The sequence below is a fragment of the Sphingomonas sp. 77B genome, assembly GCF_056497825.1.
Map to the genome: position 1 here is coordinate 1,888,472 of NZ_JBWMBY010000001.1, position 18,779 is coordinate 1,907,250.

21 protein-coding genes are annotated in these 18,779 nt (G+C 66.5%); 12 read left to right on the forward strand and 9 right to left on the reverse strand.

Annotation, left to right across the window (positions count from 1 at the left end; all coding sequences use genetic code 11):
• Positions 1-9 precede the first annotated feature (9 nt).
• Positions 10-453 carry a ribose 5-phosphate isomerase B gene (rpiB, locus tag AC1GI4_RS08845; protein WP_479629271.1) on the reverse strand — a complete coding sequence of 148 codons (444 nt, stop codon included), beginning with the start codon at positions 451-453 and terminating at the stop codon, positions 10-12.
• A gap of 116 nt (positions 454-569) precedes the next feature.
• On the opposite strand from rpiB, the gene AC1GI4_RS08850 reads away from it, so the two are divergent.
• Together AC1GI4_RS08850 and AC1GI4_RS08855 are read left to right on the forward strand one after the other, a co-directional pair.
• On the forward strand, positions 570-1,016 hold the full coding sequence (locus AC1GI4_RS08850; protein WP_479629272.1) for a hypothetical protein: 447 nt from the start codon (positions 570-572) through the stop codon (positions 1,014-1,016).
• A 44-nt stretch (positions 1,017-1,060) separates the two neighbouring features.
• On the forward strand, positions 1,061-1,609 hold the full coding sequence (locus AC1GI4_RS08855) for a Uma2 family endonuclease (RefSeq protein WP_479629273.1): 549 nt from the start codon (positions 1,061-1,063) through the stop codon (positions 1,607-1,609).
• A 314-nt stretch (positions 1,610-1,923) separates the two neighbouring features.
• Here AC1GI4_RS08855 and hemA read toward each other — a convergent pair whose 3' ends face one another.
• Complete coding sequence (hemA, locus tag AC1GI4_RS08860; protein ID WP_479629274.1) at positions 1,924-3,165, reverse strand: 5-aminolevulinate synthase; 1,242 nt, start codon at positions 3,163-3,165, stop codon at positions 1,924-1,926.
• Between the two features lie 235 nt (positions 3,166-3,400).
• On the reverse strand, positions 3,401-4,198 hold the full coding sequence (murI, locus tag AC1GI4_RS08865; protein WP_479629275.1) for a glutamate racemase: 798 nt from the start codon (positions 4,196-4,198) through the stop codon (positions 3,401-3,403).
• Between the two features lie 102 nt (positions 4,199-4,300).
• On the opposite strand from murI, the gene plsY reads away from it, so the two are divergent.
• From plsY to topA, 3 genes are all read left to right on the forward strand, one after another.
• Positions 4,301-4,906: a glycerol-3-phosphate 1-O-acyltransferase PlsY gene (gene plsY, locus AC1GI4_RS08870; RefSeq protein ID WP_479629276.1), complete on the forward strand. Its 606-nt coding sequence runs from the start codon at positions 4,301-4,303 to the stop codon at positions 4,904-4,906.
• Entirely contained in the window at positions 4,899-5,978 is a 1,080-nt protein-coding gene (gene dprA, locus AC1GI4_RS08875; RefSeq protein ID WP_479629277.1) for a DNA-processing protein DprA, read from the forward strand. Before plsY ends, dprA begins: the two co-directional genes overlap by 8 nt.
• 190 nt (positions 5,979-6,168) lie before the next feature.
• Positions 6,169-8,781, forward strand: a complete 2,613-nt coding sequence (gene topA / locus AC1GI4_RS08880) for a type I DNA topoisomerase (RefSeq protein WP_479629278.1) — start codon at positions 6,169-6,171, stop codon at positions 8,779-8,781.
• A gap of 161 nt (positions 8,782-8,942) precedes the next feature.
• On the opposite strand, the gene AC1GI4_RS08885 is transcribed toward topA, so the two are convergent.
• The 3 genes from AC1GI4_RS08885 to panC form a co-directional block, all read right to left on the reverse strand.
• Complete coding sequence (locus AC1GI4_RS08885) at positions 8,943-9,236, reverse strand: hypothetical protein (protein ID WP_294270971.1); 294 nt, start codon at positions 9,234-9,236, stop codon at positions 8,943-8,945.
• Positions 9,237-9,253: 17 nt separating this feature from the next.
• Positions 9,254-9,559, reverse strand: a complete 306-nt coding sequence (locus AC1GI4_RS08890) for a hypothetical protein (RefSeq protein WP_433909649.1) — start codon at positions 9,557-9,559, stop codon at positions 9,254-9,256.
• A 74-nt stretch (positions 9,560-9,633) separates the two neighbouring features.
• The gene (panC, locus tag AC1GI4_RS08895; protein WP_479629279.1) at positions 9,634-10,479 is read right to left on the reverse strand and encodes a pantoate--beta-alanine ligase; all 846 of its coding nucleotides are present in this window, start codon (positions 10,477-10,479) and stop codon (positions 9,634-9,636) included.
• 75 nt (positions 10,480-10,554) lie between these two features.
• Between panC and AC1GI4_RS08900 the strand changes: the two genes are divergently transcribed.
• Genes AC1GI4_RS08900 through pgmG form a run of 3 tightly spaced genes read left to right on the forward strand, consistent with a single transcriptional unit; the run spans position 10,555 to position 13,016 of the window.
• Positions 10,555-11,370 (forward strand): division plane positioning ATPase MipZ, encoded by an 816-nt coding sequence (locus AC1GI4_RS08900; RefSeq protein WP_294270965.1) that lies wholly within the window; start codon positions 10,555-10,557, stop codon positions 11,368-11,370.
• A 10-nt stretch (positions 11,371-11,380) separates the two neighbouring features.
• Positions 11,381-11,650, forward strand: coding sequence for a J domain-containing protein (locus AC1GI4_RS08905; RefSeq protein ID WP_433909647.1), 270 nt, complete (start codon positions 11,381-11,383; stop codon positions 11,648-11,650).
• Complete coding sequence (gene pgmG / locus AC1GI4_RS08910) at positions 11,610-13,016, forward strand: phosphoglucomutase/phosphomannomutase PgmG (RefSeq protein WP_479629280.1); 1,407 nt, start codon at positions 11,610-11,612, stop codon at positions 13,014-13,016. Before AC1GI4_RS08905 ends, pgmG begins: the two co-directional genes overlap by 41 nt.
• Before the next feature lie 137 nt (positions 13,017-13,153).
• Here the strand turns inward: pgmG and AC1GI4_RS08915 are convergent, their stop codons facing one another.
• Both AC1GI4_RS08915 and AC1GI4_RS08920 read right to left on the reverse strand, forming a co-directional pair.
• On the reverse strand, positions 13,154-14,260 hold the full coding sequence (locus AC1GI4_RS08915; protein WP_479629281.1) for a M14 family metallopeptidase: 1,107 nt from the start codon (positions 14,258-14,260) through the stop codon (positions 13,154-13,156).
• Positions 14,261-14,264: 4 nt separating this feature from the next.
• On the reverse strand, positions 14,265-14,882 hold the full coding sequence (locus AC1GI4_RS08920) for a DUF4136 domain-containing protein (RefSeq protein ID WP_294270955.1): 618 nt from the start codon (positions 14,880-14,882) through the stop codon (positions 14,265-14,267).
• Positions 14,883-15,068: 186 nt separating this feature from the next.
• Between AC1GI4_RS08920 and ykgO the strand changes: the two genes are divergently transcribed.
• Together ykgO and AC1GI4_RS08930 are read left to right on the forward strand one after the other, a co-directional pair.
• Positions 15,069-15,194, forward strand: a complete 126-nt coding sequence (gene ykgO, locus AC1GI4_RS08925) for a type B 50S ribosomal protein L36 (protein ID WP_003046794.1) — start codon at positions 15,069-15,071, stop codon at positions 15,192-15,194.
• A gap of 9 nt (positions 15,195-15,203) precedes the next feature.
• Complete coding sequence (locus AC1GI4_RS08930; protein WP_479629282.1) at positions 15,204-15,863, forward strand: HAD family hydrolase; 660 nt, start codon at positions 15,204-15,206, stop codon at positions 15,861-15,863.
• Positions 15,864-15,956: 93 nt separating this feature from the next.
• Here AC1GI4_RS08930 and AC1GI4_RS08935 read toward each other — a convergent pair whose 3' ends face one another.
• Positions 15,957-16,559 carry a L,D-transpeptidase family protein gene (locus AC1GI4_RS08935; RefSeq protein WP_479629283.1) on the reverse strand — a complete coding sequence of 201 codons (603 nt, stop codon included), beginning with the start codon at positions 16,557-16,559 and terminating at the stop codon, positions 15,957-15,959.
• Between the two features lie 197 nt (positions 16,560-16,756).
• Here AC1GI4_RS08935 and AC1GI4_RS08940 point away from each other — a divergent pair, with 197 nt between their 5' ends.
• Together AC1GI4_RS08940 and AC1GI4_RS08945 are read left to right on the forward strand one after the other, a co-directional pair.
• Positions 16,757-17,470 (forward strand): murein L,D-transpeptidase catalytic domain family protein, encoded by a 714-nt coding sequence (locus AC1GI4_RS08940; RefSeq protein WP_479629284.1) that lies wholly within the window; start codon positions 16,757-16,759, stop codon positions 17,468-17,470.
• 102 nt (positions 17,471-17,572) lie between these two features.
• Entirely contained in the window at positions 17,573-18,649 is a 1,077-nt protein-coding gene (locus AC1GI4_RS08945; RefSeq protein ID WP_479629285.1) for an ISAs1 family transposase, read from the forward strand.
• Positions 18,650-18,779: the final 130 nt, after the last annotated feature.

Here is an 18,779-nt window from a genome sequence, read left to right on the forward strand (position 1 = left end):
CTTGGGCGTTCAATTCTGGGCGGGGGCCGTGGACAGCATGTCGACACGACGCTGATGACGTCCGCCCTCGAACGGGGTGGACAGGAAGGCTTGGAGGCAGGCCTTGGCCATTTCCTCGCCGATGACGCGCGCGCCCATGGCGATGGCGTTGGCGTCATTATGCTGGCGGGCGAGCGCGGCCGAGAGCGGCTCGGACACCAGCGCGCAGCGGCAGGCGGGGTTGCGGTTGGCGGCGATCGAGATGCCGATGCCCGATCCGCACAACGCCACGCCGCGCTCGGCCTGGCCATCGGCCAGCGCCTCGCCGATCGCGCGGCCGAAATCGGGATAATCGACGCTGGCCGAACCGTCGGTCCCCAGGTCCAGCACCTCATGCCCCTGTTCGCGAAGCCAGTCCGCCAGCACGGTCTTCAGCGAGACGGCGGCATGATCGGATGCGATCGCGATGCGCATGGGACGGGCGCTCCTGACGAAGGGGATGGAATGCGTGCGCCTTTACGCGCGCGCAAGGCCGATGGCTACCCCTTCGCGAACGGAACGTGTGCCGGTGTTTAGGGGTTTTGCGCGCCATGAAGCGCATCCTGATCCTCGCCGCCCTCTCTGCCCTGACCGCCTGCTCGCGCGAGACGCCGGAGGAGGTGAAGAATGCCGCCGCCGCGACGAACACGCCCGAGGCAGCCGCCACGGCGGGCCCGGCCGGGGATGGCGCGACCTTCACCGGGCTGTCCAAGAAAAAGGGCCCCGATTATGTCGGCCGCTATGTCGGGGTCGAAGGCATGTTCCTGACCATCAAGCACGCCGCGACGCCGGGCCGTTACCGCATGGAGATGCAGTGGGACCTCGACCACAAGGGCGAGTTCCGGGGCGAGCAGGTCGGCGACACCATCGTCTTCGAACGGAATGGCGTGCGCGAAACGCTGCGGCCCACCAACGGCGATGCGACGGGATTGAAGTATCTGGCGGGCAAGACCGACTGCCTGACGGTGAAAACGGGCGAGGGCTATTGCAAGAAGTGAGGCGCGGCTAGGCGCGTTCGGTCCGCCATGATAGGATCGCGACCGTGAACCAGCTGGCCCGCCTTGCCCCCGACACCCGCGCGCGCTTCACGAGCGCCGAGTTCCTGCGCATGGTCGAGGCTGGCGCGTTCGAGGGCATGAAGGTCGAGCTGATCGACGGGGAACTGGAGCGGATGAACCCACCAATGGGGGGCCATGCCGCCGCGCAGGCCAGTGTCGTATTTCACCTTGCCCGAACGATGGGGGTGACCTTGGTCGTGGGTGAAACCGGCCTCGTTCTCGACGATGTGACCGTAGTCGCGTGCGATGCCGCACTGCTGCGCCATCCGATTGTGGAGAACCGCTTCCTGACACCGGACGACATTCTGCTGGTCGTCGAGATCGCACAGACGACGCAAAGCCGCGACATGGGCCTGAAGCGGATGCTCTATGCCCAGGCGGACATCCCGACCTATTGGGTGATCGACGGGGTGCGCCGCGTCGTCCATGTCTATGCCGATCCGGTGGAGGGCGACTATAGCAGCGTCCACACGGTGCGGTTTGGCGCACCGCTGGCCGTGCCGGGAAGCGACGCCGCGATCACGCTCGACTGAAATCCGGCCTTTAGAGCAAGATGACATGAGATGAACGCACCCCTCCCCTTCAGGGGAGGGGCCGGGGGTGGGGCGCTTCCGCAAGCTTGAGGCCTATGGCGAGGCCCCACCCCAACCCCTCCCCTGAAGGGGAGGGGCTTGCCTCGATTCAATGCAATGTCATCACGATCTAAAATTGCGACCGCCCCGGCGAAGGCCGGGGTCCAGTCACCCTATCGTTGGTGGGAATAAGGTCGCATCGCTCCGCGCACCACCCGCTTCGCCGCAACTGGGCCCCGGTCTTCGCCGGGGAAGAACGAAAAAGACTCAGCCCCTTACGCTGCCATCTTCAATTCCAGCCGTTCCCAGATCTCGACCAGCGCCGATACCAGTTCGCGCATCATCGCCTCGTCATGCGCGGGGCCGGGGGTGAAGCGCAGGCGTTCGGTGCCGCGCGGGACGGTCGGATAATTGATCGGCTGGACGTACACGCCATATTCGGCGAGCAGGATATCGCTGATCTTCTTGGCCTTGACCGGATCGCCGACCATCACCGGCACGATATGCGTCTCGCCCAGCATGACCGGCAAGTTCGCCTCGGTCATCATTGCCTTCAGCCTGGCGGCGGCCGCCTGCTGCCCCTCGCGCTCGACCGAGCTCTGCTTCAGGTGGCGCACGCTCGCCAGCACGCCCGCGACCAGCACCGGCGATAGCGAGGTGGTGAAGATGAACCCCGGCGCGTACGAGCGGATCACGTCGACGATCATCCGGTCGGCCGCGATATAGCCGCCCATCACGCCGAACGCCTTGCCCAGCGTCCCCTCGATCACGGTCAGTCGGTGTGCGACGCCGTCCCGCTCCGAAATGCCGCCGCCGCGCGCGCCGTACATGCCGACCGCGTGCACCTCGTCGAGATAGGTCAGCGCGTTATACTTATCCGCGAGGTCACAGATCGCGGCGATCGGGGCGACATCGCCCTCCATCGAATAGACGCTCTCGAATGCGATCAGCTTGGGCACCGCCGGATCGGCCTCGGCCAGCAATTCCTCCAGATGCGCCAGGTCGTTGTGGCGGAAGACCTGCTTCTCGCAACCTGAATTGCGGATGCCCGCGATCATCGAGGCGTGGTTGAGCTCGTCGGAAAAGATAACGCAGCCGGGCAGGATCTTCGCCAGCGTCGCCAGCGTCGCCTCGTTGGAGACATAGCCGCTGGTGAACAGCAGCGCCGCTTCCTTGCCGTGCAGGTCGGCGAGTTCGCCCTCCAGATCGACATGATAATGCGTGTTGCCGCCGATGTTGCGCGTGCCGCCCGAGCCCGCGCCGACGTCGTGCAGCGCTTCCTCCATCGCGGCGATGACCTTGGGGTGCTGGCCCATCGCCAGATAGTCGTTGGAGCACCAGACGGTGATCGGCTTGGGCCCGTTATGCCCGGCAAAGCACCGGGCGTTCGGGAACATGCCCTTGTTGCGCAGGATGTCGATGAAGACGCGGTAACGTCCCTCGGCGTGCAGGCGGTCGATCGCCTGGGTGAAGACGCGGGAATAATCCACGCGCGCGTCCGTGCCCTCGATGCTCATGGGAAGCGAATGTAGGACGAACGCGTGAATGAATCGAGTGGAGATCGGTGGTTACTGTGATCGATCATGGTGGACATATTGTCCCAAGGATCGAAGGGTTCCTGATGCGGGTGGTTCGCAGTACCCTCTCCAGCCCTCCGTTCAGGCTGGACGAAGTCGAAGCCCAAGAGGAAAGCCTCGCCGTCAGCGAATCTCGTGCACTTCGACTTCGCTCAGTGCGAACGGAGGTGGAGGCTTACAGCGCCTCGATCCGCGTGAAGCCGCGCGCCGCCAGTCCCGGCGTCAGCGCCCGCTCGCGCTCCCCGAGTCGCGTGAACACCGCCACACCCTCTCCGGCCGAGTCGGGCCAGGCCTGCCCCTCGGTCAGGAACGCGATCCGTCGGGCGATTCCCGGCCCGCCATCGACGAAGCGCACCGCATGCGGAGCCGCCGCCGCCAGCTCGGCCTCGACCAGCGGGAAATGGGTACAGGCGTTGACGATGACGTCGATCTCCGCGCCGCCCTCCTGCCCGAACAGCCCGTTCAGCACCGCCGCGAACGCCTCCCGTGACAGCGACTCGCCGCGCAGTTTCGCCTCGGCCAGCTCGACCAGCTCCGCCGAGCCGTGCCGGATCACCCGGCAATCGCCCGCGAACCGCGCGGCGAGATCGTCGACATAGGCCTGGCGCACCGTCGCGCGGGTGCCGAGCACGCCGATCGTGCGCGTCTCGCTCATCACGGCGGCGGGCTTGATCGCGGGCACCGTGCCGACCACGGGCAGGTCGAGCGCCGCGCGCACCGCGGGCAGCGCGATGGTCGAGGCGGTGTTGCACGCGATGACGATCAGGCGCGGATGATATCGCTCCGCCAGCCGCCCGAGCAACGCGGGCACGCGCCCGGCAATCTCCGCCTCGCTTTTCTCGCCATAGGGAAAGCCCGCACTGTCCGCGACATAGACGAAGGGCGCGGTCGGCAAGGCCGCGCGCGCAGGCCCCGCGATCGACAGTCCGCCGACGCCGGAATCGAAGAACAGGATGGGACGCGCATCGCTCATCCCCGCCTCATAAGCGGCGCGCGCGACCGAAACCAGAGCGCCGCCGATTGGACAGGCCCCCGCGCATGTTCTATGTCTGTCCCGGAGCACAGGGGAAGACTATTGCCGACCGAAATCATCTGGGGGCCGCCGACCTGGGCCTTGCTGATCGGCTATCTGCTGGGGTCGATTCCGTTCGGAATCATCCTGACGCGCGCCGCCGGGGCGGGCGATCTGCGCAGTATCGGGTCGGGCAATATCGGCGCGACCAACGTCCTGCGCACCGGCCGCAAGGGCCTGGCTGCCGCGACGCTGATCCTCGACATGCTGAAGGGCGTGGCCGCCGTGCTGATCGTCCGCCACTGGCTGCCCGGCGAGGAAGCGCTGGCGGCGGCGGCCGCCTTTGTCGGGCATTGCTTCCCGATCTGGCTGAAGTTTCGCGGCGGCAAGGGCGTCGCCACGCTGATGGGCGTGGTGGTCGCGCTCTACTGGCCGCTGGGCGTGGTCTATGCGGTGGTCTGGCTGGGCCTGCTGGCGACGCTGCGCATCTCGGCGGTGGCGGGCATGACGGCGGCGGTCAGCGCACCGCTGGCGGCGGCGGTGCTCGGCCGGTTCGACCTGGTCCTGCTGCTGATCGCGCTCGCCCTGATCGTCATCTGGAAGCACGGCTCGAATATCGAGCGGCTGCTGGCCGGCACCGAACCCCGTATCGGCAAGAAGCGTGACTGACGCGCGGTTCGCACAGCTCCGGCTGTTGCGGACGCATGGCATCGGCCCCGTCACCTGGCGCCAGCTGATGGCGCGTTTCGGCGAGGCGGAGGCGGCGCTCGACGCGCTGCCCGGCCTTGCCCGGCGCGGCGGCGGCGAGGCCCCCAAAGCCGCCGATCCCGCCACCATCGCCCGAGAGATCGAGACGGTCGCCCGACTCGGCGCGCGCCATGTGCTGCTGGGTGAGGCGGACTATCCCGCCCTTCTCGCCGAACTCGACACCGCGCCGCCCGCGCTGATCGTGCGCGGCGATATCGCGCTGGCCCGGCGCGGCGGGGTGGCGCTGGTCGGTGCGCGCAACGCCTCGGCCGCGTCGTGCCGCTTCGCGCGCGGACTGGCGCAGGACCTGGCGGCGCAGAACGTCCCCGTCGCCTCGGGGCTGGCGCGCGGCATCGACACGGCGGCGCATATCGGCGCGCTCGACGGCGGCACGATCGGCGTCATCGCCAGCGGCATCGACATCGCCTTCCCGCCCGAAAACGCCCGGTTGCAGGAAGAGGTGGCGACGCGCGGCCTGCTGATCGCCGAACAGCCGCCGGGCACCCAGCCGCTGGCCCGCCACTTCCCCTCGCGCAACCGGATCATCGCCGGGCTGGCGCAAGGCACAGTGGTGGTCGAGGCCGCCCCGCGATCCGGCTCGCTCATCACCGCGCGGTTGGCGGGCGAGGCAGGGCGCGAGGTCATGGCGGTGCCCGGCCACCCCGCCGATCCGCGCGCGCAAGGGTGCAATATGCTAATCCGCGAAGGCGCGGTGCTGATCCAGTCGGCGGCGGACATTCTCGAACAGATCCGCCCCATAGACCCGCGCATGGTCCGCGCGCCGGAGGCGCATTATACACCCCCGCCGCCGCACGAAGCGAACGAGGCCGACCGCGCGCGCGTGACCAACCTGCTCGGCCCGGTGGCGGTGAGCGTGGACGAACTCATCCGCCAGAGCGGCCGCCCGCCCGCCATCGTCCAGACGATCCTGCTGGAGTTGGAACTCGCCGGACGGCTGGAGCGGCATGCCGGTGGCCGGGTGGCATTGGGGTGAGGTTTCCGCATGGCCTTCGACTTCGCTCAGGCCGAACGGGTGGTGGTATATGCGGCCGCGCCCCAACCTCCGTTCAGCCTGAGCGAAGTCGAAGGCCACGCCCCTCCGCCCCCGATCCAACCCCGCTTGACCTCCCCCCGCCCCCTCCCCATCCTCGCGTACACACGTAAGGGACGTAGTTTTACCACTCATGCAGCTTGTCATCGTCGAATCGCCCGCCAAGGCGAAGACCATCGAGAAATATCTGGGTTCGGACTACCGGGTCCTGGCGAGCTATGGTCACGTCCGCGACCTGCCGCCCAAGGACGGCTCGGTCGACCCGGACCAGAATTTCGCGATGGAGTGGGAAAACTATGCGGACAAGGCGCGCCAGCTGAAGGCAATCGCCGATGAGGCCAAGAAGGCCGACCGTCTGATCCTGGCCACCGACCCTGATCGCGAGGGTGAGGCGATTTCGTGGCATGTTCAGGAGGTTCTGAAGAACCGCAAGGCGCTGCCCGACAAGGTCGAGCGGGTGACGTTCAACGCGATCACCAAGCCCGCCATCCTGCATGCGATGCAGAATCCGCGTGAGCTGGATACCGACCTGATCGACGCCTACCGGGCGCGACGGGCGCTCGACTATCTGGTCGGCTTCACCCTGTCGCCGGTGCTGTGGCGCAAGCTGCCCGGTGCCAAGTCGGCGGGGCGCGTCCAGTCGGTGGCGCTGCGCCTGATCGTCGGGCGCGAGCGTGAGATCGAGGCGTTCCGGCCGCAGGAATATTGGTCGGTGACGGCCGATATGGAGCAGGACGGCACGCCCTTCGTCGCGCGTCTGGTCCAGTGGGAGGGCAAGAAGCTCGACCGCCTGTCGATCGGCAATGAAGGTGACGCGACCCGCGCCAAGGCCGATGTCGAGGCGGGCCGCTTCCAGGTCCAGTCGGTCGAGACCAAGCCCGCGACGCGCAACCCGCCGCCGCCCTTCACCACCTCGACCCTGCAACAGGAGGCCGCGCGCAAGCTGGGCTTCTCGGCGGATCACACGATGCGGATCGCGCAGCAGCTCTATGAGGACGGTGCGATCACCTACATGCGTACCGATGGCGTCCAGATGGACGGCTCGGCCATCTCGGCGGCGCGCAAGGCCGTGGCCGAGCGCTATGACGCCTCCTATGTCCCCGACAAGCCGCGCATGTACCAGTCCAAGGCGAAGAACGCCCAGGAAGCCCACGAGGCGATCCGCCCGACCGATTTCAGCCGCGACCGCGCAGGGTCGGGCGACCATGGTCGCCTCTACGACCTGATCTGGAAGCGCGCGCTGGCATCGCAAATGGCCTCGGCCCGGATGGAGCGGACGACCATCGACATGGCCGACGGCACCGGCCGCCATGTCCTGCGGGCCACGGGCCAGGTCGTGCTCTTCCCCGGCTATCTGGCGCTCTATGAGGAAGGCCAGGACGACAGCCAGGACGAAGAGGCCCGCCGCCTTCCCCGCCTGCGCGAAGGCGATGCGCCTGCCAAGAAGGAGGTCAAGGCCGAGCAGCATTTCACCCAGCCGCCGCCGCGCTTCTCCGAAGCGTCGCTGGTCAAGCGGATGGAGGAACTCGGCATCGGGCGTCCGTCCACCTATGCCTCGATCATCAAGACGCTGAAGGACCGCGCATACGTCCGCGTCGAGAAGAACCGCTTCTTCGCCGAGGAGAGCGGACGGCTGGTGACGGCGTTCCTCGAACGCTTCTTCGAGAAATATGTAGGCTATGACTATACCGCCGAGCTGGAAGAGGAGCTGGACGACGTGTCCGGCGGCCGGGCCCAGTGGCAGGCCGTGCTCGACGCCTTCTGGCGCGACTTCAAGCCGCGCACGTCCGAAGTCATGGAGCAGCAGCCCTCGGCCATTACCGCCGAACTGGACCAGTTCCTGGCACCCTATCTGTTCCCCGAAAAGGCGGACGGGTCGGACCCGCGCCTCTGCCCGAATTGCGGCGAGGGCAAGCTGGCGCTGCGCGGCGGCCGGTTCGGTGCGTTCATCGCCTGCTCCAACTACCCGGAGTGCAAATATACCCGCCGCTTCGCGCAGGGTGGCGAAGGCGCGGGTGAGGACAGCGGCCCGGAAACGCTTGGTCAGGATCCCGAAACCGGCCTGCCCGTCGAGCGCAAGTCGGGGCGGTTCGGCCCCTATATCCAGCTGGGCGAGGGCAAGGACGCCAAGCGCGCTTCGATCCCCAAGGATGTCGATCTCGACCTGGAATGGGCGCTCAAACTGCTCAGCCTGCCGCGCACCATCGGCAACCACCCGGAAACGGGCGAGCCGATCACCGCGTCGATCGGGCGTTACGGCCCCTATCTGGCGCATGCGGGCAAATATGCGCGGCTGACCTCGACCGCCGATGTGTTCGAAACGGGCATGAACGCCGCCGTGGTCAAGCTGGCCGAGGCGGCGGCGGGTGGCGGGCGCGCCGCGCGCGGCACCGCGTCGCGCGAACCGCTCAAGATACTGGGCAAGCATCCGCGCACCGAGGCGGAGATCAAGCTGATGGAGGGGCGCTATGGCCCCTATGTCACCGATGGTGAGACCAATGCGACCATCCCCAAGACGGTCGACAAGGACCAGCTGACGCTGGAAGAAGCCGCGCAGTTGATCGACGCGCGGGCGGCGGCCGCTCCGGCGCGCAAGAAACCGGCGAAGAAGGCGGCGGCGAAAAAGGCGCCTGCCAAGAAGGCGGCGGACAAGACGACGACGGAAAAGAAGGCACCGGCCAAAAAGGCTCCGGCCAAGAAAGCCCCTGCCAAGAAAGCTGTGGCGAAGACGACGAGCGAAGCCTGAGTCGAACCTGATCCCGTGAGCTGATCCCGGCCCGCCCCGTTCGGGCGGATCAGCGCGCGGTGGTCGGCGAGTTCAGGCCGTATGCACCATCAATTATTGGCTCAACATGGAGTGGGTCGACACATTGAAGGCGTCCCAGCCTCCGAGCGATATCGCCTTGCTCAGGATTTGGTCTGCTCCACCAACGGCAGGAGCTTGTCGAAACCTCGACGGACGAGCAGGCTGGCTGCCAATCCAATGATCCCGGCCAGCGATCGGCCATGGGGATTATTGGCCACCATCCAGTGCGGCAAGCTGGCATAGCGTTCGAGCATGATCGTCACGGACAGGCTGACAGCTATCACAAACCCAAGGTGAACGACGAGACGCCCAAAGCTGATCGTCACCGTGCAGTTATTCCCACCCTTTTCCGCCACGCTCTTACACCATCCATCGTCACGACCACCCATGGTCATGCCATGTTAGCGTGATGTCAGGCGGCGCGCATCTGTACCATGTTGCCGTGGAGGAACGCGCGGGCCTGGCGCTGGGCTTCGGCGATCTCTCGCGCGGTCATGTCGCTGGCCACTTCGGCGCGTGCGATCTGCGCGGGCAGGAAGCCCGCCACCGCCGCCAGGTTGAACCACTTATGCGCCTCGATCAGGTCCAGCCGCTTGCCGGCGGACCCGGTCGAATAGGCGATCCCCAGATCGTACATCGTCGCACCGTCGTCGGTCGCCACGTGGTCGGCGAACCGGCTTTCCATCAGGAATTGTGCGGATTTGCTACTGTTGGCCATATCCTGCCCCTCTGTTCGAACGCCACTGCGTCCGAGCATGGTTCTATGGCCATAACGGTCACAAATTGGTTAACTCATGACGGGTCGATGACGGCGATATTATCGATCAGTCTGGTCGATCCCATACGGGCAGCGGCAACCAGACGCCGCGGATGATCGTCGATGCAATCGAGTGAAAGGGTTACCGCATCGACCAGTTCGACATAATCGACCTCAAATCCAGCGGCGGCCAGCGTGGCGCGGGCATCGGCCAAAACGGTCGCTGTCTCCTCGCCCCGCCCGATGGCGCGCGCAGCAACGCCCAGCGCACGCGGCAGGGCGACGGCCTTGGCCCGCTGTTCCTCGTCCAGATAGATGTTGCGCGACGACAGGGCCAGGCCGTCATCGTCACGCTGCGTCGGCACGCCGACCACGTCGATGGGAAAGTCGAGGTCGGCGACCATGCGGCGGATCACCGCCAGCTGCTGGAAATCCTTCTCGCCGAAATAGGCGGCATCGGGGCCGACCTGGTTGAAGAGCTTGGCGACGACCGTGGCGACTCCGTCGAAATGGCCGGGACGCGATGCGCCCTCCAGCCCTTCGCTGACGCCGTCGACGCGGATCGAGGTCGCATGACCCTCCGGGTACATCACCTCGACGCCGGGCATCCACAACAGGTCGCAACCCGCCTCGGTCAGCATGCGGATGTCGGACTGCTCGCGCCGGGGATAGCGGCCCAGATCCTCGCCCGCGCCGAACTGCTTCGGGTTCACGAAGATCGAGGCCACGACCTTGGTGCCCGGCCGCTTCGCCGCTTCGACGAGCGCGATATGCCCGGCATGGAGCGCGCCCATGGTCGGCACTAGCGCCACGCGCGCATCTTCGGCACGCAAAGCGGCGAGCGCCTCGACCAAGGCTTCGCGATCCCGAATGACTTGCACTGATTTTACCCCTCGTTCCCCAGGCCCAGGGCTTCTATGTAGGGAGGCAACGGGGATCAATAAGGAAGCGACGAGTTGCCGGAACGGCTATCTTCAACGCACGTCATTGTCTTTGCCAATGAAAAAGGCGGCACTGGTAAATCGACGACGGCGGTTCATGTGGCGATCGCGCTGGCCGCGAAGGGCGCGCGCGTGGCGTGTCTCGATCTGGACCATCGCCAGCGGACGGTGGGCCGCTATCTCGACAATCGCGCCGAGACGATCAAGCGCACCGGGCACAAGCTGCCCATGCCGGTCCATGCGACGCATACCAGCCAGACCGAGGAAGGGTTCGAGGAACTCTGGTTCGGCCTGTCGCAGGATGCCGACTTCCTGATCGTCGACACGCCGGGTCGCGACGATCATTTCGCGCGGACGGCGGCGGCGCTGTCCAACACGCTGGTCACGCCGATGAACGACAGCTTCGTCGACTTCGACCTGATCGGCCAGGTCGACCCGGAAACGTTCCAGGTCACGCGCCCGAGCTTCTATTCGGAACTGATCTGGGACGCACGCAAGCAGCGCGCGCGCGCCGACGGCACCACCATCGACTGGGTCGTGCTGCGCAACAGATTGCAGCATATCGAGGCGCGTAACATGCGTCGCGTGTCCGATGCGCTGGTCGATCTGTCGCGCCGCGTCGGCTTTCGCGTGATCCCGGGCCTGGGCGAGCGCGTGATCTATCGCGAGATGTTCCCCAACGGCCTGACCATGATCGACGCCAAGGAATTCGGCGCGATGGGCCTGGGCCATGTCGCCGCGCGCCAGGAACTGCGCGAGATGATGGCCGCGCTGCAACTGCCCGAGGCGGGAGCGGAATTGAGCGCCAAAGAGGCAGACGCCGCCGCATGATGGGGGCCGCATGAAATGGCTGATCGCGCTGGCGGTCATCTGGCTGGTGTGGCGCTATCTGCCGCGCCCGACCCGGCCCAAACCCGCGCCCCGCCTGCCGCGTGACGAGGCGGACGCGCTGGCGATCCTCGACCTGCCGCCGGGCGCGGATGTCGAGGCGATCCGCCAGGCGCATCGCCGCCTGATCGGGCAGGTCCATCCCGATCGCGGCGGCTCGGCTGACCTGACGCGGCGGGTGAATGCCGCGCGCGACCTGTTGCTGGCGCGCCGAGATGGGTGAGCGGGTCGCCGTGATCCACCCCGACGCCTGCCGCGAATATGACGTGCGCGGCACCGTGCCCGAGACGCTGGACGAGGGCGCGGCCTATGCGGTCGGGCGCGGTTTCGCCACGCGGGTGCGGCGCGCGGGCGGCACCCGCGTTGTCGTCGGGCGCGACGGACGGCTAAGCTCGCCCATGCTGGAGGCCGCGCTGGTCGAGGGGCTGACCGACAGCGGCGTCGACGTCATTCGCATCGGCCTGGGCCCCACGCCGATGGTCTATTTCGCCGAAGCGACTTTAGGGGTGGACGGCGCCGTACAGGTAACGGGCAGCCACAATCCCCGCGACGACAATGGCTTCAAGATGGTGCTGCGCCATCGCCCCTTTTTCGGCGAGGATGTGCAGGACCTGGCGCGGATGGCGACGGCGCGCGACTGGACCAAAGGTGCGGGAACGGTCGAGGATCGCGATATCCTCGACGCCTATGTCGACCGGCTGCTGGCCGGTTATGCGGGTGGCGCATACCGGATCGGCTGGGACTGCGGCAGCGGCGCATCCGGCCCGGTCATCGAAAAGCTGGTCCAGCGCCTGCCGGGTGAGCATCATACGCTGTTCACCGATGTGGACGGTCATTTCCCGCATCATCACCCCGATCCGACGGTCGAGGCGAACCTAGAGGCGCTGAAGGCGCTGGTCGCCGCGAAGCAGCTCGATTTCGGATTCGCTTTCGATGGCGATGGTGATCGGATCGGCGCGATCGACGGACAGGGCCGGGTCATCTGGGGCGACCAGATTCTGATGCTGCTGGCGGGCCCCGCCCTTGCCGAACATCCCGGCGCGCCGATCGTCGCGGACGTGAAGGCCAGCCAGACTCTGTTCGACCATATCGAGGCCTTGGGCGGTCAGCCGGTCATGTGGAAGACCGGACACAGCCTGATGAAGACCAAGATGATCGAGACAGGCGCGCCGCTGGGTGGCGAGATGTCGGGCCATCTCTTCTTCGCGGGCGAATGGTACGGCTTCGACGATGCGCATTATGCCGCGATCCGCTTGATTCGCAGCGTCTTTCTGGCGGGCCGCTCGATGACCGAGTTGCGCGGGGCGATGCCCGCGATGGTCGATATTCCCGAAACAAGGATCGCGGTTCCGGAGGCGGAGAAGTTCGCGATCGTCGACCGGGTGGCCGCCGCACTGGCCCGCGACGGGGCGGAGGTCAACGACACCGACGGCGTCCGGGTGCGGACGACGGAGGGCTGGTGGCTGCTGCGCGCGTCCAACACCCAGGCCGCGCTGACCGTGCGCGCCGAAGCCGGAGATAGCGCCGGTCTGGAGCGGGTTTTGGCGGAGATGGACGGCTATCTGGCGACGGAGGGCGTGCGCCGGTAATTTGGCGAGGCTGGGGGCGTGGCCTTCGACTTCGCTCAGGCTGAACGTGGTGCAGGGCATTGGGCTTTATCCCAACCTCCGTTCAGCCTGAGCGAAGTCGAAGGCCAAGGGACTCCCTATCCGGGAGTCCCCCAGGATCAAATCTCTCCGATCATCCCGGCCAGCACCTCAAGGCACGACACGCCCAGCTTGGCCGAACGCTCGCCCGACCAGCCATGGACACGATCCGGGTTGGGCGCGTGATCCTTAAACGGCATTTCCAGCGTCACCGACACCGCACCGAACCGCTCGGCAAGCTGGTTGGTCGACATGGCGAGGTTCGCATTGCCCGCGCTCGACTTCTCATAACCCATCTGGGTCTGGAAATCGGGCGTGTGCGCGGCCAGGCGACGACCGAATTCATAGAATTTGGCGCCATGCTCCTCGGTCCAGCTGGGGATGCCCTCGAACCCGGCGATGAAGTTCGCGGGAATCGCCTCGTCGCCATGCGCGTCGATCGCGAAGTCGACGCCAGTCTGGTCCATGCGGTTGCGCACGCACAGCACTTCGGGGCTGCGCTCGGGCGTCGGCTCGTGCCATTCGCGGTTCAGGTTCACCCCCGCCGCATTGGTGCGCAGATGCCCGCGCCGCGTGCCGTCCGGGTTCATGTTGGGCACGACATGGACCGTCGCGGCCGCCAGCAGCGACTCGGCCGCCGGGCTGGTCAGCCAGTCGAGCGCACCCTCCATCCACCATTCGGCCATCGACTCGCCGGGATGCTGGCGGGCATAGAGCCATACCTGCTTGGGCCCCGTGCCGAGCCGGAAATAGTCGATCGGCTGGCCGTCCAGCGACTGCCCGATCTCCTCGTGATGCACGCCCCGCGCCGCGATCCGCGCGACCAGATCGCTGTGCCGCTCCATCGTATAGGGCTCGAAATAGGCGAACCAGGCAAGGTCCGACTCGCCCGTCCACTGCCATTCCAGCACGCCGTCGGCGTAACGGGTCGGCGTCATCCGCCAATCCTGCCGGTCGGTCGAGGCGCGGACATGATAGTTGGACCAGCCATCCGGAAAAGCCGAATCCGCCCCGTTCAGGATGCGGAAGGTCAGCGTCCGCCCCTTCGCGCCGCCGACGCGAAAGTAGAACCACTGATAGAAGTCCGAATCCTTGTCCTTGACGATCTCCAGGTCGACTCGGTCGCCCTCGATGCCGATGACTCGGATATTGCCGCCGTCGAACGACGCGTTGATGGTCAGCGTCATCGCCTTACTTCACCTCGATCGTACGGCCCGATTCGCCGGGGAATTTGGTGAACAGCGCATCGGCGAGCTTGGTGGCCTGCGCCTTGGCGTCCAGCTTGGCCAGCGCCTGAACCGGCGCGATGTTGCGCGCACTGCCTTCCCAGATGGGCGACTGGTCGACGCGGCGCTTGATCTGGACCGACAGCTCCGTGCCGATGATCTCCTGCGGCTGGCTCTTGCCGATCGGGAAGCTCAGCCCCCCGCCCAGCCCGACGCCGCCGCCACGCCCGCCGGAGAAGCTGCCGCCACCCAGGCCGATCGAGAAGGGCGAGGGACGCGGCGGCCCAAGCCGGTTGGCGCGGGTGAAGGACACGGTGGCGATATAGTCGGGCTGCGCATCGCCCTGCGCCAGCGAATAGCCGTTGCGCAGCAGCGCGGTCTCGACCGCCGCGGCATAGGTCTTGAACTCGATGCTGGCCGGGCCGGTGTTCGACAGCGGCTCGACCCGGATGGTCCCGCGCGCGATCGGCTCGCCCAGGTGATAGCGGATCACCTCGGTCGGGGGCAGGCGCCCGCCCGTGGTGGAACAGGCGGCCAGCGTTCCGGCGGCGGCCGCGAGGATCAGGAGCGAGCGGGCTTTCATGCGTTGCAGACCTTGAGAGATGTTACGGATGGGCAACGCATGACATATGAGGGATGATCCGGCGGCGGAAGGGGGCGTGTCGTTCCTGACCCGGATGTCATGCCCGAACCTTGACTTGGCCGCCCGTTGCCACTAGGCGGCGACGCTTTCCAGATCACCCTCCAGTTCAAAAGAAGCGAATCGATCATGAAGATCCGCAATTCCCTGAAGTCGCTCAAGGATCGCCACCGGGACAACCGCGTGATCCGCCGTCGCGGCCGCACCTATGTCATCAACAAGACCAACCGTCGTTTCAAGGCGCGCCAGGGCTAATCAGCCCTGATGCCGATCGAATCGACCGTGGTGGGCGATGCGCCCACGACGCGTGCCGATCGGCCGACCGCCGTCATCTTCGACGTCGGTCGCGTTCTTTACGACTGGGATCCCCGGATCCTGTATCGGCGCCTGATCGCAGACGATCGGGCGCTCGATGCATTTGTGCGTGATGTCGTCACGACCGAGTGGCATTTCCAGCATGATGCGGGCCGTGACTTCGCCGACACCTCGGCGGAGCTGATCGCGCTGTACCCGCAGCATCGCGAGCTGATCGCCGCCTGGGGTCCGCGTTTCAGCGAAAGCATCGGCGATCCGATTGCCGGGATGCACGAACTCGTCGCCGAACTGGATGCGGCGGGCGTGCCCCTGTTCGCGATCACGAACTTCAGCCACGAATTCTGGCCGCCCTTCCGCGCGCGCGAATCGGCGCTGTTCGATCGCTTCCGCGACATCGTGGTGTCGGGTGACGAAAAGCTGGTGAAGCCCGACCCCGCCATCTACCGCCTCGCGCTCGCCCGATTCGGGCTGGAGCCAGGCGAGGCGGTGTTCATCGACGACAATCGCGCGAACATCGATGCAGCGGCGGCGCTGGGGATTCACGCGCTGCACTTTACCGATGAACCGGCGTTGCGGCCGCAGCTTCGGGCGCTGGGGTTGGCGGCTTAAGCCTTCGCGCGGCCTTCGACTTCGCTCAGGCTGAACGGAGCGCCGTACTGAACCCCGTTCACGCTGAGCGCAGTCGAAGCGCACGGGAATCGCTCACCGCGACAGCGACGCCAACTGCGCCTGATTGGCCTGGCTCGCCTCGGTTTCCAGCATCATCGGATCGAGATGATCGCCGACCATCTGGTCGGTGACGATCACGTTCGTCCCCACCGATGTCACCGAAAACAGCTTCTTGGCGAACGCGGTGGGCAGGCGGATGCAGCCATGCGAATCGGGGAAGCCGGGATTGTTACCCGCGTGGAGCGCCACGCCATCCCAGGTCAGCCGCTGCATGAACGGCATAGGCGCCGAGTTGTACAGGTTGCTGCGATGCATCTCGCGCTTCTGGAGGATCGGGAAGACGCCGACGGGCGTGTCCTTGCCATCCTTGCCGGTCGACACCGACGCCGCCGCGATCATCGTGTCGCCACGATAGACATAGGCCCGCTGCATCGGCAGGCTGACCACCACCGTGACGGGCTGCGTGACCGGATCGATGGCGGTCATCTGCGGATCGGCCCAGACGAATCGGTTGGGGGCAAGCGCGGCGGCGGCCTGCGCCACCGCGATCGTGCCGGGTCCGTCCTCGGCCCATGCCGGTGCTGCCAAACCCAGCGTCGTCGCGCCCAACAGGGCGGCAAAAGCGAGAGCCTTCATATCCCTTTTCCTTGGCGAGTTCACAAAATATTAAACCCGTCAAGCGACTATTTGTGCCAAGCGAAAATTTTTGCGGTGAGACGGAACTTACGCTGAGTCGATGGAACCAAGCGATCAACGGATAGGGGGCCGGGCAGAAAAATGGCCCATCCCCTGCTATATAGGTCTCGCGGGATTTCTGGGGTTGAAGGACCAAAATGCACGATAATCTGGACGCGGCGCCGGGTCGGCGCGCGCTGTTGAAGAACGCGCTGGTGCTGGCCGGGGCACTGGCGGTTCCGGGGGCTGTGAGCGCTCGGGAAAGGCTGACGGCGGGCGATCTGCGCCCGATGCGCCAGCCGCCGATCCCGAGCCGTCCGACCGTTCCGGCGGTGCCGCAGGCGATCCTGGCCTCGTCGCGGGTCGTCCGCCCGGCGCTGCTGCGTCAGGCGATGGCCTCGCTGCAGAAGCATGGTTCGCAGGTGCGGCAGCGCGACCGGATGGCGATCGTCGATTTCGCGGTCGGCTCGTCCGAACCGCGCCTCCACCTGGTCGACCTCATTAGCGGCAAGAGCACCTCGCTGCTCGTCTCGCACGGCAGCGGGTCGGACCCGTCGCACAGCGGCTATGTCCAGCGCTTTTCCAACGCGTTCAATTCGAACGCCAGCAGCGAGGGCGCTTTCCTGACCGACAATTACTATGTCGGAAAGCATGGCCGGTCGCAGCGTCTGGTCGGGCTGGACCCCACCAACGACAATGCGCTGGGCCGCGCGATCGTGATCCACTCGGCATGGTACGCCAACCGCGACATGATCAAGACGCACGGCATGCTGGGTCGCAGCCAGGGCTGCTTCGCGGTCGGCGAGAATGAACTGGACCGGGTGTTCGCCAATCTCGGCCCCGGCCGCATGATCTACGCCGCGAAGGTGTGATTGGGTTAATTCCTCCCCTGCAAGGCAGGGGGATCGCATATGGGTTGCGGCGTGGCTTGATACCGATTCTGAAGATTCCCGGCATGGTTCGGGAGGTAAAGAATGGATCGTGTGGTCGAGTATTTCGGGGCGGTGGCGGATCCGCGGGCGGGCAACGCGCGCCATGATTTCCTGGAGGTGATCTTCGTGGCGCTGGCTGCGTCGTTATGCGGGGCGGAGGACTGTACTGAGATGGCGCTGTTTGCGCGCGCCAAGCTCGAGGTGCTGCGACAGGTGGTGAAGCTGGACCACGGGGCGCCGAGCCACGACACGTTCAGTCGGGTTTTCCGGATGATCGCACGCGAGCCCTTCGAGGCGGCGTTCGCGGCGTTCATGAAGGCGTTCGGCGGGGCGCTGCAGGGCGTGGTGGCGATCGACGGGAAGGCCTTGCGGGGGGCCTATGCGCGCGGCCGCCGGGCGATGCCGCTGCACCTGGTCAACATCTGGGCGGCCGAGACCCGGCTGGTCATCGGTCAGCGGCTGGCACCGGGCCGCAACGAGGTGCTCGGCGCCCAGCAGGCGCTCGCGCTGCTCCGTCTGGACGGCTGCATCGTCACCGCCGACGCGCTCCACTGCCGCCCCGACACGGCCCGTGCTATCCTCGCTACCGGGGCCGACTATGCGCTGGCCCTCAAGGCCAACCAGCCGACCCTGCTCGCCCGCGCCCAGGCACTCGTTCGGGATGCCGACCCGGCCACCGGCGCCCACCAGCCCCCCGCCATCGCCCACGACCGGCGAGAAAGTCGCAGCGCCATCGTCCTGCCTGCCGACGATCTCGACTTTCCCGGCGTTGCCGCCGTCGCCATGATCGAGAGCCACCGCCAGCCCACTGGCCAGCACGAAACCCACGCCGTGCGCTGGTTCCTCCTGTCCACCGTCCTTAGCCCCCAGCGCATGCTCGATGTCGCTCGCGCCCACTGGACCATCGAGAACCAGCTCCACTGGGTCCTCGATGTCGACTTCGGCGAGGATGCCGCAAGGGCCCGCAAGGATCATGCCCCGCAGAACCTCGCCATCCTGCGCAAACTCGCCCTCAATATCCTTAGACAGCACCCTGACAAAGGATCCATCAAGGGCAAGATCAAGCGCGCAGGGTGGAACAATGCTTTCCTACTCTCGCTACTCGCTCATATGCGATAGCCCTGCCCTTCAGGGGAGGGGGACCGCCGCGAAGCGGTGGTGGAGGGGTGTCACCGCCGATGGTGACACCCCTCCGTCAGTTCTGCGAACTGCCACCTCCCCTTGCAGGGGAGGAAGGGAAACGACATTG